This window comes from Streptomyces sp. NBC_01408, from assembly GCF_026340255.1.
Lineage (GTDB): Bacteria > Actinomycetota > Actinomycetes > Streptomycetales > Streptomycetaceae > Streptomyces.
Map to the genome: position 1 here is coordinate 3,820,635 of NZ_JAPEPJ010000001.1, position 15,176 is coordinate 3,835,810.

Annotated in this window: 10 protein-coding genes; 2 read left to right on the plus strand and 8 right to left on the minus strand. The window is 72.5% G+C overall.

Translation table 11 applies throughout. The annotated features are described in order from the left end of the window. Positions 1-5: 5 nt before the first annotated feature. The 7 genes from fxsT to OG447_RS17435 all read right to left on the minus strand — a co-directional run bounded on the left by fxsT (position 6) and on the right by OG447_RS17435 (position 10,624). Entirely contained in the window at positions 6-3,992 is a 3,987-nt protein-coding gene (gene fxsT / locus OG447_RS17405) for an FxSxx-COOH system tetratricopeptide repeat protein (RefSeq protein WP_266937567.1), read from the minus strand. Continuing rightward, positions 3,976-5,388 carry a TIR-like protein FxsC gene (locus OG447_RS17410; protein ID WP_266938919.1) on the minus strand — a complete coding sequence of 471 codons (1,413 nt, stop codon included), beginning with the start codon at positions 5,386-5,388 and terminating at the stop codon, positions 3,976-3,978. The genes fxsT and OG447_RS17410 overlap by 17 nt, the downstream gene beginning before the upstream one ends. A gap of 43 nt (positions 5,389-5,431) precedes the next feature. Continuing rightward, on the minus strand, positions 5,432-6,238 hold the full coding sequence (locus tag OG447_RS17415) for an aminoglycoside N(3)-acetyltransferase (protein ID WP_266937569.1): 807 nt from the start codon (positions 6,236-6,238) through the stop codon (positions 5,432-5,434). After that, positions 6,235-8,499 carry a radical SAM/SPASM protein FxsB, inactivated metallohydrolase extension form gene (fxsB, locus tag OG447_RS17420; RefSeq protein WP_266937571.1) on the minus strand — a complete coding sequence of 755 codons (2,265 nt, stop codon included), beginning with the start codon at positions 8,497-8,499 and terminating at the stop codon, positions 6,235-6,237. Before fxsB ends, OG447_RS17415 begins: the two co-directional genes overlap by 4 nt. A 29-nt stretch (positions 8,500-8,528) precedes the next feature. After that, positions 8,529-8,693 carry an FxSxx-COOH cyclophane-containing RiPP peptide gene (gene fxsA / locus OG447_RS17425; RefSeq protein WP_266937573.1) on the minus strand — a complete coding sequence of 55 codons (165 nt, stop codon included), beginning with the start codon at positions 8,691-8,693 and terminating at the stop codon, positions 8,529-8,531. Positions 8,694-8,943: 250 nt separating this feature from the next. Further along, complete coding sequence (locus OG447_RS17430; protein WP_266937574.1) at positions 8,944-9,846, minus strand: alpha/beta fold hydrolase; 903 nt, start codon at positions 9,844-9,846, stop codon at positions 8,944-8,946. 157 nt (positions 9,847-10,003) lie between these two features. Next, positions 10,004-10,624 (minus strand): TetR/AcrR family transcriptional regulator, encoded by a 621-nt coding sequence (locus OG447_RS17435; RefSeq protein WP_266937575.1) that lies wholly within the window; start codon positions 10,622-10,624, stop codon positions 10,004-10,006. A 146-nt stretch (positions 10,625-10,770) separates the two neighbouring features. On the opposite strand from OG447_RS17435, the gene OG447_RS17440 reads away from it, so the two are divergent. Both OG447_RS17440 and OG447_RS17445 read left to right on the plus strand, forming a co-directional pair. Then, positions 10,771-12,162 carry a cytosine permease gene (locus OG447_RS17440; RefSeq protein WP_266937576.1) on the plus strand — a complete coding sequence of 464 codons (1,392 nt, stop codon included), beginning with the start codon at positions 10,771-10,773 and terminating at the stop codon, positions 12,160-12,162. Positions 12,163-12,195: 33 nt separating this feature from the next. Next, positions 12,196-13,857, plus strand: a complete 1,662-nt coding sequence (locus tag OG447_RS17445; protein WP_266937578.1) for an amidohydrolase — start codon at positions 12,196-12,198, stop codon at positions 13,855-13,857. A gap of 404 nt (positions 13,858-14,261) precedes the next feature. Here the strand turns inward: OG447_RS17445 and OG447_RS32290 are convergent, their stop codons facing one another. Next, positions 14,262-14,762: an AAA family ATPase gene (locus OG447_RS32290; RefSeq protein WP_323181835.1), complete on the minus strand. Its 501-nt coding sequence runs from the start codon at positions 14,760-14,762 to the stop codon at positions 14,262-14,264. Positions 14,763-15,176 lie beyond the last annotated feature (414 nt).

Consider the following 15,176-nt stretch of genomic DNA (forward strand, 5'->3'; position numbering starts at 1 on the left):
TCGGATCACACGGCGAGGGGCTCCAGGTCGCGGTGGACCCGCCGCTCGTCGCGGGCGTAGCGGGTCAGCCCGTGCTCGTCGCCCAGCAGGCGCGTCAGCTCGGACACCGTCTCGGAACGCACCCGGGCCGCCTCCTCCTTGCGGCCCATCATGTCCAGGCTGACCGCCATGTTGGAAGAGCTGGCCAGGGTCTCGGGGTGGTGCGCCCCCAGGGCCTCGCGCAGCCGCCGCACCGCAAGCCGCTCCAGCTCCAGCGCCCCCTCCGGATCGCCCAGGTCGGCCCGGGCGTTGGCCAGGTTGAGGTGGGCGAAGATGGTGTGCGGGTGGTTGTCGCCCAGCACGTCCCGCATCAGCCGGATCACCTGCCGCAGCATCGGATCCGCCGTGTCGGAGGCGCCCGTGCCCCAGTGGAAGACCGCCAGGTTGTTCAGGGCGGCCAGGGTGTACGGGTGCCGCTCGCCCGGCACCTTCATGTACTCGTCCACCACCTCCTGCGCCAGGTCCCGCGCCGCCCCCGGGTCCCCGGTCGCGAACAGGTCCGCCGCCAGGTTCAGCTCGCAGGCCAGCAGGTCCGGGTTGACCGAGGTGTACTTGGCCCGGTAGCGGTTGCGGGTCGCCGTCGTCAGCCGCAGCGCGTCCTCCAGGTCGCCGGCCCGCCGCAGCGACACCGCCAGGTTCTTCGCCGCCGACAGCGTGCCGGGGAAGGCCCGGCCCAGCTGCCGCTTGTAGGTCTCGTACGTCCGGCTCAGCAGCTGCACCGAATCGTCGTACCGGCCCACCTCGCGCAGGTCGCGGGCGAGGTTCTGCGCGGAGGACAGCGTGTACGGGTGGTCCGGGCCCAGCACCTCCGTACGCCGGTCGAAGACCTCCTGGTCGATCTCCCGGGCCCTCGAGTACTGCCCGATCATGCGCAGGTTCAGCGCCAGGTTGTTCGCGGCGGCCAGGGTGCGCGGATGCGCCTCGTGGAAGATCTGCCCGAAGCCCTCGTGCGCGGCCGTGGCCAGTTCCATCGCCTCGCCGTAGCGGCCCAGCGCGCCCAGGTCCATCGCCAGACCACTCGTGGTCATGTACGTGTGCGGGTGCGAGGGGCCGAGCGCGTTGCGCTGCCGCTCCAGCGTGCCCTCGTCCAGCTCCATCGCCTCCACGAACCGGCCCTGCGAGCGCAGGATGTTGGAGAGGTGGAACCGCAGGTACAGGTACTGGAGGTCGTGGTCGCCCAGGGTCTCCTTCCAGACCTCGCGCAGCTCCTCGCCCAGCGCGTACGCGGCCTTGAAGTCACCGCGCTTCCACAGGTAGCGGACCCGGTCGATCAGCAGCCGGCGCGTCTCCGGCTCCTTGCAGTACCGGGCCTCGGACGGGGTCAGGTGCGGCCAGATCGTGTTGAACCGGGGCCAGGTCTCCGGGTTGTCTATCGGCTCGTCGTCGTCCGGCCGGGCACCCGCCAGGATCCGGTGCACCGCGTGCCTGGCCTGGCTCTGCTCCTCCTCCGACAGCTGGGCCCGGATCACCGCCTGGACCAGGCGGTGGACCTGGATGCTGTTGCTGACCTGGTCGACCTTGGCCAGTGCGAAGCGGCCGATCTCCCGGATCACCCGGCCCAGCACCAGTTTCTCCTGCAAGGAGGAGTCGTACGGCTTGAGCGCGTCGATCATCTCCTTGCTGTACAGGAGGTTCGCCGAGATCGGCTCGGGCGCGAAGAAGGCGCACAGCTGCAACAGCCGCACGGCGGCGGGGGACCGGGACTGGAGCCGCTCTATGGACACGTTCCAGGTGGCGGCCACCGGCTGCGGGTAGCCGGGCGGCTGGTTCAGCGCCAGTACCCGCGCGGCCTGCTGCGCCAGCTGCTCCAGGTACGCCGAGACCGGGGTCGCGGTCTCCGCGATCCAGGCGCCCGCCTGCTCGACGGCCAGCGGCAGGTCGCCCACCGCTTCGGCCACCTGCTCGGCGTCCTCCTTGCTGAGCCCGGGGGCCCGGCGCTGGAGGTGCTCGATGGACTCCTCCCGCAGGAACACGTCCACCGGCAGCGCGTCACCGTACTGCGACCAGGACTGGTTGCGGGAGGTCACCAGCACGTGCCCCGGGCCGCCCGGCGGGAAGAACCGCTTGAGGGCCTCCGGATCGTCGGCGTTGTCGAAGACCAGCAGCCACCGCGAGGAGGGAACCCCCCGCCGCAGCAGGTCGATCGCCTCCTGGGAGGCGGCCGACATGTCGTCCCCGGCCTGCGCGCCGAGGCGTACGGCCAGATCTGCGAGGGCCTCGACCACGTCGTCGGTTTCCTCCGAGGAGATCCACCACACCAGGTCGTAGTCGGCCATGAACCGGTGCACGTACTCCAGCGCCACCTGGGTCTTGCCGACGCCGCCGAGACCGTACAGCGTCTGCGGCTGCGGCAGCACCACGGCCATGCCGCCGCCGAGCTGGTCGCGCATCCGCTCCAGCACGATGCTGCGCCCGGTGAACCCGGGGTTGCGGGGCGGCGCGTTCCAGATCTTCGGGACGGTTCCGGGGAACCGGGGACCGGGCTGGGAGGAGCTGTTGACGCTGTCGGGCAGGGCCATCGGCCGCTCCACCGCACGCAGCAGGGCGGTGGTGGCGTGCACCTCGTCGAGCCGGAACAGGTCCACCGGATTGCGGTCGATGTAGGGAGTGGCGAGCCGTACGTCGCCCACCCGCAGCGGGACCAGCTGGCGCCGCCCGCCGGTCGGGTCCTCGGCGGCCGCCCGGTTCCACACGTCCACGGCCCGGGCCGACTTGAGGTAGGCGCTGGAGAGCAGCACCACGGTCCGGGCGGCGGTGTCGATGCTGATGCCCGCGCCGCCCAGGGTGTCCCCGGCGGCGGTTCCCGGTACCTGCTCCGCGGAGACGTCCTTGGGGACGACCCGGAACCCGGCCCGGGTGAGCACCGACTCGATCCAGTCGGCCCACATCCGGTTCTCGGCGACGTAGGAGAGGAACAGGTCGGCGGGCAGGGCCGGGCGGCGCCGGGTGAAGGCGTCCCGGATGCGCAGCCGGACCTCCTCGCCGATGGCCGGCATGGAGGTGATCTCGCCCTCGGTGACCACGGTCGTGAGCCGCTCGAAGGCGGACAGCAGGGAGTTGGTGAGCCCGGCCTCGTCCCCGAAGGTGGCCAGGGTCTCCTCGTAGGCGTAGTAGGGGCGGTACGGGATCTCCACCGCGCCCCAGTAGGAGGTGAGCTCGTCCCCGACCAGGCCGTTGGGGAAGCGGTCGAACTTGATCCGGGCCAGCGCCCGGCCGGCGTCCGCCTTCTCCTTCTCGCCCTCGTCGATGCGCATCGGGACCGGGTAGATCTTGATGCCGCGGTCGTTGAACCGCTCGTCGATCTGCCGGGCGACGGAGGCGGCGCCGTCGATGGACTGGTCGGAGAGGGTGAAGCAGTCGACGAGGACGTCGGGGAGGTGCACGGTGCAGATGTCCGCGATGTCGGACAGACCGGTGCGGCTGTCGATCAGGACGTAGTCGTAGTTCAGCTTCATGTCCGCGCGTAAGGCGTCGAAGAACAGGCCGCCGCCGAGCCGGTCGTAGAAGTTGTCCCAGTCGAAGGTGGAGACGGTCGCCGAGTACTCGCGGTTCTGCCGGCCCGCCGAGACGAAGTCGAGGGTGCCGCCGTCCGGGAACTCCCAGCCGAGGGTCTCCGGGGTGAGCGAGACGGCGTGCGGCTGGATCCGCGCGTAGTCCTTGTGCCAGTCGTCGGCGCGCTGCACCGGGCTGGTCGCCGCCCAGGCGTACTCGCTGATCAGGTCGATGACCCCGGTGGTGGCCCCCAGCGTGGAGGGGTCCAGGAAGGGGTGGAAGAAGCGGTGCAGGCCCGGGGCCTCCAGGTCCCAGTCCACGGCGAGGACCCGCTTGCCGTTGGCGGCGAGGATCCAGGCGGTGTTGGCCAGCGCCATGGTGCGGCCCGTGCCGCCCTTGTACGAGTAGAAGGTGACGATGCGTCCGTCACGGCTGTCCCGGCTGTCACGACTGGCTGTCATCCGCGTCCCCCCGGTCGGTGTCGTTGCTGGCGTCGCTGTCCGTGCTGTCGTGGCTGTCGGTGCTTTCGGGGTATCTCTGCTGGGCGTCGGGCGGGAAGGGCGCCGGCGGTGGTGCGGGCGGCCCGCTCATCCCCATCGGCCCGAGCAGCCGCGGGCGTTCGGTGTGGGTGTTGCCGGCCGGGAGGTACACCTGCGCGTGTCTGAGGAACTGCTGGGCGGCGGCCTCGACCACTTGCGGCAGGATCTGCCCGAGGGTCTCCATGTTGGCCACTCCGTTGGCCGCGGCCCGGCAGGCGGCCCGGCCCTGGCTCATCTTGACGGGCAAGGTCTCCTCCAGCCGCTGGGCCAGCTCGGCTTCCTTCGCACGGCTCTGGTGGTCGTAGCGGTTCCACGGCACGACCACGTTGATCCAGGGCCGGGACTCCTGGTCGAAGGCCGCCAGGCGCTGGCGGCGCTGTTCGTCCTCCACCGCCCAGCGGTCGACGATCAGGATCTCCGGCCGGGTCGGCGGCTGCTTGCTGTCGAAGTGGCCGGCCTCGTCGTCGAAGGAGGCCATGGTCGTGCGGTAGTTGAGCGACCGGACCAGGTCCTCGGCCACCGAGGCGATGGGCCGCTGGGACACCGGATGGTACGGATTCCACTCCAGGGCGCTGTCCCCGTAGTACTCGGGGCTGCGGCCCTCCGGCAGATCGTGCCGGGAGGCGGCCGCCACCGTGACCTGGAGGGTGCGGGCGGCGCTGCTGGGCGTGCCGAAGGCGCTCGGTACGACCCGGTAGTCCACCGGGCGGGTGGATTCCAGGCGGACGGACTCGGCGACCCGGACGATGCGTTTGGCGAGCTCGTACACGGCCCGCTCGTACTGCTCGGCGTAACCGCGCAGTTTGATCAGCCCGTAGAGCCCGTCGGTGACGTAGCGCTCGCCGAAGGTGTTGTGGTTGAACTGGAGGCGCTCGGCGGGCCCGGGCAGCTGGGACGGCGGAACCGGCACCCATAAGGCGGGCACGATGGCTTCGGCCGGCTCGTTGCTGATGGCGCTCTTCTGGATGAGGCGCTGGGCGAAGGCGAACCACTCCTTCCCGCACATCTCACTGGCGAAGTACCGGGGCGAGAACAGGGGGACGAAGACCCGGCAGGTGGCGAGCGCCGCCCCGAGCCGTTCCGACCAGCCCTCGCCGCTGCGTATCTCCCGGTCCATGAATCCGGCGTCGGATCCGGCGGGCAGGTCCGTCAGCGCCATGACGTGGCTGCAGAGATCGCGGAAGAGGCGCTCCACCCACATGTCGGGGTCGGGCCCCCCGGCCCCGAACCTCGGTGTATGCGCATAACTGAGAAAAAAATACGGCTGCACTGATGCGGGCACACGACCCCCGTCCCGAAGATGCGAGCGAAGAAACATCATTCCGGAGCTGCTTCGCCACATCCCCTCATCGTTCAGTCAATCAGCGTCTGTTTTCGGTCATCCAGTCAAGGGCGTGATCGACGGCATCCGGGATCGAGAAGAGCATGGCCGCCGCCCCTCCCACCCGCCCCCTGCGCACCCGCGAATCCGGGAACGACCGGCCGATCTCCGCGAAATCACTGTCGTCCAGTGCGACGTCCTCGTACGCGGTCCACTCTCCCCCCTGCTGACACCCGTTCCGCCGCCCCGGAAGGTTCACCTTCACCACACACTCGTACTTGCGCAAGGGGGGCTTCGGAATTCGATACTCCGCGAGATGGAAAGCGGTGCAGGCCGAGAAGCCCACATTGATCATGAGTACCTGTCCTCCCTCCCAGCACAGCTTCCCCAGGGGTGTCTCCTCACCCAGATGACTTTCCATGCGGTGCCCCGAGCAGAGCCGCTCCGCGTCCTGGCCGAGAGCGGCGAAGGAAGTCTGCGGATGTGCACTGCGCGCGGCGCCCGCTGCGGTACGGACCGCCTCGGCGAGCGCGCCCATGCCCTGACTGGGGGTGCTCGCCGAGTCGAAGGGGGGCATCCGCTCGCGGAAGGCCGCCACCTCGGACCCGGTCAGCCCCGCGATCCGCGCCAGATGGGCGCTGGAGCTACGGGAGTTCTCCGGGGTGAACGCCGGGACCACCAGGGTGCCGCGCGGCCCCAGGACCCCCGTCAGGGCGTCGCGCAGCACCTCGGCCCGCAGCCCGGTCCCGGCGAGGGAGGCATGAACCATGAGGCGGCTGCCCGGGCGCACCCCGAGCAGCCTCAGGTGCACGGCCAGCCCGAGGGCCGAGGGGCCGGGGCCGGTCACGCGTCGACCGACTTCAGCTCCCAGCGCAGCTCCGCCACCAGCCGTTTGCCGGTGCTCGTCAGCTCCGCAGCCCCGGCGAGCCGGTCCAGGGCCTGGTGGATCAGGTCCGACCCGGCCGGTCCCGGGGCCGCCGTGGCCCGCCGGAACGCCTCCACCGCCACCCGCTCGTACACGTCGGCCAGCAGCCGCGACAGCGGTACGGGGCGCTGCCGCCACGGCGACGGGTGCTGCCACTGCCCGTCGAGGGCGTACAGGTCGGCCACCTCGGTCAGCGCCCGCAGCCGGGCCCGCCGGCCCCCGGTCAGCAGGGCCAGCGCGGTCTCCGCCGCCCCCGCGGCGTACGGCACCCCGAGCGCCCCCGGCCCGTGCCGTCCCGCCTCGCCCCAGCCTCCGGCCCGGGGTCCGCCCGCGAGCGGGGTCAGCGTGGTCAGCCCGGCGGCCGCGGCCCGGGCGAACTCCGGCACCGCCTCGTGCAGCAGCGCCCAGGCCCCGTCCAGCCTGGCCCGCCACTCCCCGGCCTCGCCGGCGCCGAGCCGCAGCCGGGGCGGGCGGGCGAAGCAGTTGCGGTACGGGTCGAGGTCCTCCAGCGCCACCGGGGCCGCGTCCGGCCCGGGCGACCAGCTCCGTACGGGCTGCCAGCGGGCGTCCCCCGCCGCGGGCCCGAAGCGGTGCTCCGTACGCCCGTCCCGTACGGCGTACCCCTCGCCGGTGACGTGCAGCGCGGCCCGGCCGTCCGTGCCGGGCTCCCCGAGCCGCAGCAGCCCCAGCGTCGGCAGGTACACCTCGCCGTCCCGGTAGGCCACCTCGGCGGGCAGCTCCAGCCGGCCCCGCAGCACGGCCGCGGCGGCCAGCGCGGTCAGCCTGCGCGCCGCGTCCGGGCCCTGGGCGCCCCAGGCCCCGCGGCCGTCCCGTACGGCGTCCAGGGCGGCCAGTACCCAGGTCCGGGTGAAGGGATGGCCCAGTACGGCGTCCAGCGCGGCCTCCCCGGCCCCTCCGGCCCGCTCCACCTCCCCCAGCAGCTCCCAGGCCCGGTCCCAGCCGGGCTCCCCGGCGAGGTCCTCGTGGAGCCTGGCCAGCAGCACCCGGGTCAGCTCCTCCTGGCTGCGGGCGAGTTCGGCCGGGTCGGAGAGTTCCGGGGCGGTCTCCCGGGGCCCCGTGCGGCCCTCGACCCCGTCCACCAGCTCGCGCAGGTCGGCGCAGTACACGGAGGGGTTGTCGAAGCCGTTGTCGGCCTTGTATCGGTGGGTGTAGAGCCCGCCCCCGCACGAACGTACGACGGGGCACCGGCGGCACGGGTCGCTGACCCCGGCCAGGCCCAACTGTCGTGCCCGTACCCCGGGATGGGCCGCGACCTGGTCGAAGGCGTGGTCGAAGACGTTGAACCCGGTGGCCGCGGCCCCGTCGAAGGCGCTCTTGAGGGAGTCCACCTGCTCCAGGGTGCCGTCGGTCTCCACGACGACGAGGTCGGTGGGCGCCAGCCCCAGGGACTCGGTGAGGCTGGGCCCGCCGCGCAGAGTGGAGAGCAGGGACTCGAAGAGCCGTACGGGCACGGGGCGTTCCCGGCGCTCCCAGTGGTCGTAGACCCGCAGCAGCCAGCGCGCGTACGCGTCGGGGGCGCCGTCGGGCCGGACCGGAGGGGTCTCCCAGGTGGCGTGGGGGAGGAGGAAGTCCACGCGGGGCGGCTCCAGTTCGACCAGCGCGTCCAGGACGGCGACGGGGTCGTTGGCCACGTCCACGGTGCAGAGCAGGCCCTGGTAGAGGTGGCGGTAGGGCGCGGAGCGCAGCAGGGCGACGGCGGCCAGGACCAGCGGGTGGCTCGTACGGCCGTCCGCGAAGCGGCGGTGGCGGTCGTTGGCGGCGCGGTCCCCGTCCAGGGAGATGCCGACCCGGACGCCGAACTCGTCGAAGAGGTCGAGGTGGCGGGTGCCGAGCTGGAGCCCGTTGGTGTGGATCCGCAGGTCGAGTGCGGCCGTCCCGGCGAGTGCCCGGGTGAATTCCTCGCACACGAGCCGGAGCCGGGCGGTGCCCGCCAGGAGGGGTTCCCCTCCGTGGAGAATCACCGTGACGGAGGGGAGGGCATGGTCACGGGCATGTTCGGCGAGCCGCGACGCGGTATGGGAGATGACCTCGGGGGAGATCACTTTCGGCCGGGCTCGCCAGCTCTGATCTGCGTGTTCATAGACATAGCAATGATCACAAGCGAGATCGCATCTGCTGTGAACTTTCAGGACGATCTCGCGAAAAGCGATCAGGCCGGTCATTCCACCAGTCTAGAGCGCGTACTTCTGTGTCAGAGTGCAGAGTTGAAGATAGGTGCCTGAACCGGACGACCGGATTCAGTCGGCAGCACGCGGCCGAGCTTGGCGGCCGCGGAGCTGCTGCGGACGTCGATCTGGGCGAGCGGGGTCCGGCGGGCCTTGACCGTGCTGGTCGCGGGGGCTGCGGAAGTGTTCACGACACCGTCCTTGAGGGGGCCATGTGGAATGGGCATGTGAATGACAACAGCGGCGCGCTGCTGCCATGGCGTGGACTTTACTCGGCCACACCCCATTGGCAACTGAGACATGACGCCTGGTCAAGCGTTCTAGGCAAAGCCCCGGGGATTTCTCAAGGTGGCACATTCGGCCGTTTGCCGGACGGCTAGATCCTTTTCATCGGCGGGCCCGGCCGCCGACGGGCCGGGGCGCGGCTTCGGACTTGCTCGTCTAGGCCGGCTGTTGTTCGCTGAGCGGGGGCGTGGGGAGGGTGCGGAGCAGCCAGTTCAGTACGTCGGGCAGTGCGCGAAAGGCGGCGAAGTGCGCGGCGGCCGGGTCGATGGTGGTGGTGGCGCCCGGGATGCGGCTGGCCAGCCAGCGGGAGTGGCCCACGGGGGAGAACACGTCGAGCTCGCCGTGCCAGATGAGCACCGGGCAGCGGATGTCGGCCGGGTCGAATCCCCAGGGGCGGCTGAAGGCCAGCACGTCGTCGATCCAGCCGTACGCCGAATGGCGCAGCCCCTCGGTGTAGTTGCGCAGCAGCATCGACCGCAGGCCGGCGTCCGAGACGATCAGGCGGTCGTTGGCGGTGAGCTCCCGGCGCAGCTCGTCCAGGAGCCGGCCGGGGTCCTTGCGGATGCCGGCGGCGCGCGGGATCAGCCGGGCCTCCAGCCCCTCGGGGTCGTCGGAGGCGGCGGTGTACTCCCGTACGTTCGAGGCGGCCATGCCGGCGAACCAGTCCAGGTCCTCCGCGTCCCGGGGAGCCAGGCCCACCATCGCCGCGGTGCGGGTGACCCGGTCGGGGAGCAGGGCGGCGCAGGCCAGGGCGCCGGGGGCGCCGCCGGACCGGCCGGCCACGGCGAAGGTCTCCAGACCGAGGGCGTCGGCGACGGCGGCCACGTCCTGGGCCACGTCGGCGACGCTGCGGCCCGGGTGGCGGTCGGAGCCGCCGTATCCGGGCCGGTCGTAGGCGATGAGCTGCATCCGGCGCTGGTAGAGGACCATGCCCCGGGGTGCCGGGCCCAGTCGGCTGCCGGGCATGCCGTGGAGCAGAAAAACCGGTTTGCCGTCCGGATCGCCCCAGCGTTCCACCGTCAGAGCGCGTCCGTCCGCGGCGCGCACCTGATTGCGCACGCGTTCCCTCCCTCACACTCGGCTCGGGTCGTCACGGTGATTGTGCGCGCTGGGGGAGGAGCGCGGTAGGGCGCACTTCGCGCGAAATTATCGTGCGCCGCGGCCGTGCGCTGACGGCCACGGCTGCTCGGGGGTGGGGCCCTGAGCGGCCCTCCCTCTACGCGGGCGGGACCCTGAGCGGGACGGGGATCAGGGCGGCCGCCGCCGAGCGGGCCCGTTCCAGGGCGACGGCCCGGTCCGCGCCGCGCTGGCCCAGCACCACCCGGGTGCTCAGCCCGTCCAGCAGGGCGAGCAGCTCCGAGGCCCGGCCGGGCACGTCCACGGCGGCGAAGCGGCCCTGCTCCACGCCCTTGGCCAGCAGGGCCTCAAGATCGCGCTGCCAGCCGTCGTCGATCTCCTGCTGGGCGGCGCGCAGCGGCTCGTTGGAGGCCGTGCGGGCCCACAGCTCGATCCACAGGGTCCAGCGCGGGTCGCGGGGCCCGCGCGGCAGGTACAGCTCGACGAAGAGTGCGAGCTTGCGCGGTGCGGTGACCCGACGGGCCATCAGTTCCGCGCGCTCGGCGCTCAGTTGGTCCTCGCTCCAGCGCAGGGCCTCCAGCAGGAGCCGGTCCTTGCTGCCGAAGTAGTACAGGATGTGGCCGCCGCTGGTGCCGAGGCGCTCGGCGAGCGCGGACATCGTGAGCGCGGCCAGCCCGTCCTCGGCGATCGCCGCCATGGCCTCTTCGAGCATCCGCTCCTGGGCGACCTGCCCGTCGCGCCGCCGAGCCGTTCCCGCCACCGGACCCACCCTCCTGATCTTCCTGGCCCGACCTTATCCCGGACAGGGTCTTGACGGGGTCCCGGTCCAGCGCGCATCTTGAATGCCATTCAAGAACTTAGAACGTCATTCAAGGTTCACCGGGTCCAAGGTCAGGGGTACGGCGCATGGCACAGCAGGAGACGACGGCCGACGTCGACGAGGTCTTCCGGGTAGAGACGCACGGCATCGACCCCATTCCCGACGCGGAGCGCCACGGCAGCGCCAAGGACCTCTTCTGGCTCTGGTTCGGCTCCAACCTCACTTTCACCTATGTGATCAACGGGGCCCTCGCCGTGGCCTTCGGGCTCTCCTTCTGGCAGGCCACCGCCGTGGTCGTGATCAGCGGACTGTCCTTCTTCGCCGTCAGTGCCGCCGGCCTCAGCGGCATCCGCACCGGCACCGCCACCCTGGTCATCTCCCGCGCCGCCTTCGGCGTCCGCGGGAACCTCCCGGCCGGCGTCCTGAACTGGGTGGTGAGCATCGGCTACACCATCGTCAACACCGTGGTCGGGACCCTGGCCCTGGAGCTCCTCTTCGCCCAGGTGGGCCTCGGGAGCGGCACCGCGGTACGCGCCCTGTCGCTCACGGTCACCCTCGCGCTGACCTTCGCCGTCGCCATGTGGGGCCACGCCACCGTCCAGTTCGCCGAACGCTGGATGGCCTACGTCCTCGCCGCCGGCTTCGGCGTCCTGCTCCTCTTCGTCCTGCCCGGCGCCGACACCTCCGCCCCCGCCGCCGCCCCCGGGCTGTCCGGCTGGAGCCTCGCCTTCGTCGTCATGCTCGCCGGACCGTTCTCGTACCTGCCGATGCCCGCCGACTACACCCGCTACCTGCCCCGGACCACCTCGCTGAAGTCGATCACCTGGACGGGGGCGCTGGGCGGGTTCCTCTCCTCCGTGGCCCTCGGGATCGCGGGCGTCGCCGCCGCCACCCGGACCGATATGACCGACGCCGTCGCCGGGGCCGAGAGCCTGCTGCCCGGCTGGTTCCAGCCGCTGTTCCTGGCCCTCGTACTCGGCGGCTCCGTCACCAACTCGATCATCACCCTCTACTCCTCCAGCCTGAACCTCCAGGTCCTCGGCATCCCCTGGAGCCGCGCCCGGGCCATCGTGATCAGCGCCGCGGTCACCGCCGCGGGCTCGCTCGCCGCCCTCTTCCTCACCGACTTCACCACCTCCCTGCTCTCCTTCCTCTCCCTGCTGATCATCGTGTTCGCCCCCTGGGGCGGCGTCTTCCTCGCCGACATGCTGCTGCGCCGCTGCCGCTACGACGCCGACGCGCTGCACGCCGGGAGCGCGGGCGCCTACTGGTACCGGGCCGGCTACCACCCGGCCGGCCTGGCCGCCCTCCTCACCGGCCTGGTCTTCTCCGCCCTGACCTGCGACTCCGCCCTGTGGACCGGCCCGCTCGTGGCCCCGCTCGGCGGCGCCGACCTCACCCTCCTCGGCTCGGTGGTCTCCGGGCTCACCTACTGGGCTCTGGCACGGCGCGTCCCCTCGTACGCCGCGGCCGCCTGATCCCCCCACCCCTCTGCACAGGAGCACCGCCCCATGCCTGGCACAGCACAGCCCTTCCCCGCCGACCTGCTGCTCACCGGAGCCCGCGTGCACACCGTGGACCCGGACCTGCCCGAGGCCGAGGCCCTGGCCGTGCACGACGGCCGGATCGTCTGGGTCGGCTCCGACGCCGGGGCCGAGGCCTGGGCCGGACCGGACACCGAGCGGATCGACGCGGGCGGGAAGCTGGTCCTGCCCGGCTTCATCGACGCGCACAACCACGTCCGGCTCGGCTCCGACGCCGACTGCGTGCAGCTCGCCGGGGTGCGCACCCTGGAGGGCATCCACGAGCAGATCTGGGCCTGGCACGTGGAACACCCGGACGCCGAGTGGATCGAGGCCGAGGCCTTCGACTACTCCGCCATCCCCGGCGGCCGGATGCCGACCGCCGCCGACCTGGACACCGTCACCGGCGACACTCCCGCGATCGTGCTCTCGTACGACGTCCACACGGCCTGGCTGAACACGGCCGCCATGCGCCGCCTCGGCGTCACCCGGGACCGCACCGACCTGCCCTTCGGCACCGCCGCGACGGACCCGGAGACCGGCGAGCCCACCGGATTCGTCAAGGACTTCGCCGTCAAGGGGCTCTCCCGGGCGGGCCACCGCGCCCTGCGCGACCTGGGCGTGCCGTGGGCCTCGCCGGAGCGGCAGTACGGGCGGCTCGCCAAGAGCCTCGACGACGCGATCGGCTTCGGCATCACCACGGTCGTCGAGCCGCAGAACTCCCTCGACGACCTGGAGCTCTACGAGCGCGCCCGCGCGGAGGGCCGGCTGCGCTCACGGATCGTCGCCGCGCTGTTCCACCCGCGGGGCACGACCGAGGCGGAGCTCGACTCCTTCGCGGCGGCCGCCCGCAGGTACGCGGGGGACCGGCTGCGGGTGGGCCCGCTCAAGCTGTACATCGACGACGTGGTGGAGCCGCGTACGGCCGCGCTGCTGGAGCCGTACGCCGGATGCGGCCACCACCGCGGCGAGACCTTCTACCCGGCCGAGGAGTTCGCGGAGCTGCTGGCGGGGCTCGACGCGCGCGGCTTCCAGTGCTTCGTGCACGCCACCGGGGACCGGGGCATCCGGACCGTCCTGGACGCGGTGGAACACGCCCGCGCGGTGAACGGCCCGCGCGACGCCCGCCACCAGGTGGTGCACGTGGAGTGCCTGGACCCGGCGGACGTACCGCGCTTCCGGGAGCTGGGCGTGGTCGCCTGCATGCAGCCGAGGCACTGCGCGCCGGAGATCGCCGGTCCCGGCCAGGACTGGGCCGAGAACGTCGGCGAGGACCGCTGGCACAAGGCCTGGCCGATGCGGAGCCTGCACGAGGCGGGGGCCGTACTGGCCTTCTCCAGCGACTGGAACGTGGCCGAGATGGACCCCATGGTCGGCATCTACACGGCCGTGACCCGGCGCCCGCTGGGCGGGGGCGAGCCGTGGCAGCCGGCCGAGACGGTGGACGTGGCGACGGCCGTGCACGGCTACACGATGGGCTCGGCCCACGCCAACTTCCTGGAGGCGGACCGGGGTTCGCTGACGGTGGGCAAGGCGGCCGACTTCGTGGTGCTGTCCCGCGACATCCTCACCGTCCCCGCGGACCGGATCCCGGGCACGATCGCGGAAACGGTGGTGGTGGCGGGCGAGGTGGTCCACCGGGTCGCCTGACGGCGGGTCGGGCGGGGTCCTGGGGGCGGGGACGGTCGGGTCCCGGGCGGGGTCTCGGTCGGCTCCCGGGCGGGTCGGGCGGGTCCCGGGCGGGTCCCGGGCCGGGGCTTGGCGGTGTTTCCCTGGCGGGGCTGGGTGAGGGGGACGGGGCCGGGGTGGGGTGTCGTCCGGGACTCATGATTTATGGCGCCTTGAGCGGGCTGCGTCGGTGCGGGCCGGCGGGGCGCCAACAAATCACGTTCTACGTCCCGGACAACACCCCACCCCGGCCCCGTCCCGGGGCGGATCCAGTGTTGGCCGGGGCACATCCAGCCTCGCCGGCGTTTGAGGCGCGGGGTCTGGGGCGGAGCCCCGGGGGACGGTGGAAGGGCGGGTGGGGGTCGGCTCCGCGCAGCGGCAGCCCGTCACCGCTGGGGCCAGTACCAGAGGGGTTCGTCCAGGGGGCCCTCGCGGCCCGCTACCTCCGTGCGGCCGAACTCCTTGACCAGTTCCACCGTCCGGAGGTCCACCCGGTGGCGGCGGGTGCCCTCGGCCAGGGCCTCGGCCAAGGGGGTCGCGTGGGTGACCACCACCGTCTGGGTGTCCCGGGCCGCCGTGAGGATCAGGTCCGCCAGCGGGGTCAGCAGGTCCGGGTGGAGGCTGGTCTCCGGCTCGTTGAGGACCATCAGGGCGGGCGGGCGCGGTGTCAGCAGGGCCGCCGCCCAGAGCAGGTAGCGCAGGGTGCCGTCGGAGAGCTCGGCCGCGCTCAGCGGGCGCAGCAGACCGGTGCTGGTGGAGTTCGAGGGAGAAGCGGCCGTCCCGGTCGGTGACGGAGACCCGGGTGCCGGGGAAGGCCGCCTCCACGGCGGCGTCCAGCGCCGCGTGGTCCCCGGTCTCCCGGATCGTCTGCAGGGCCGCGGGCAGATCGGCCCCGTCGGCGGCGAGCACCGGTGTACGGGTGCCGATCCGCGGGGTCCGGGCGGGGGCCCCGGCGTCGGTGCGGACGTGGTCGTAGAACCGCCAGGACCGGATCAGCTCGCGCAGGGCGAGGAGGTCCGGGGCCAGCTGGGGGTCGGCGAGCTCGCTGAGCACGGAGTCGTAGGGGCGCAGCGCGTTCTGGGTGCGGTGCCAGCCGCCGTCGGCCGTGCGGGTGCGTACGGCGGGCCCCGCGCGGTCGGACAGCAGCGCGGCCGGGCGCAGTACCGGCCCGGCCCAGGTGCACTCGCGCTTGATCTCGGGGTCGAGGGTGAAGAGGGAGTCCGCGACCGGCACCGGGTGGCCGAAGTCCACCGCGTAGCCGAACTCGTCGCCCGCGAAGCCCAGCCGCAGGCTGACCGGCT

Coding starts and splice junctions, on each gene's coding strand:
- OG447_RS17410 (WP_266938919.1), bottom strand. CDS start 5,388: ATGTTTCTTCGCTCGCATCTTCGGGACGGGGGTCGTGTGCCCGCATCA.
- OG447_RS17445 (WP_266937578.1), top strand. CDS start 12,196: ATGCCTGGCACAGCACAGCCCTTCCCCGCCGACCTGCTGCTCACCGGA.
- fxsB (WP_266937571.1), bottom strand. CDS start 8,499: ATGACCGGCCTGATCGCTTTTCGCGAGATCGTCCTGAAAGTTCACAGC.
- fxsT (WP_266937567.1), bottom strand. CDS start 3,992: ATGACAGCCAGTCGTGACAGCCGGGACAGCCGTGACGGACGCATCGTC.
- OG447_RS17440 (WP_266937576.1), top strand. CDS start 10,771: ATGGCACAGCAGGAGACGACGGCCGACGTCGACGAGGTCTTCCGGGTA.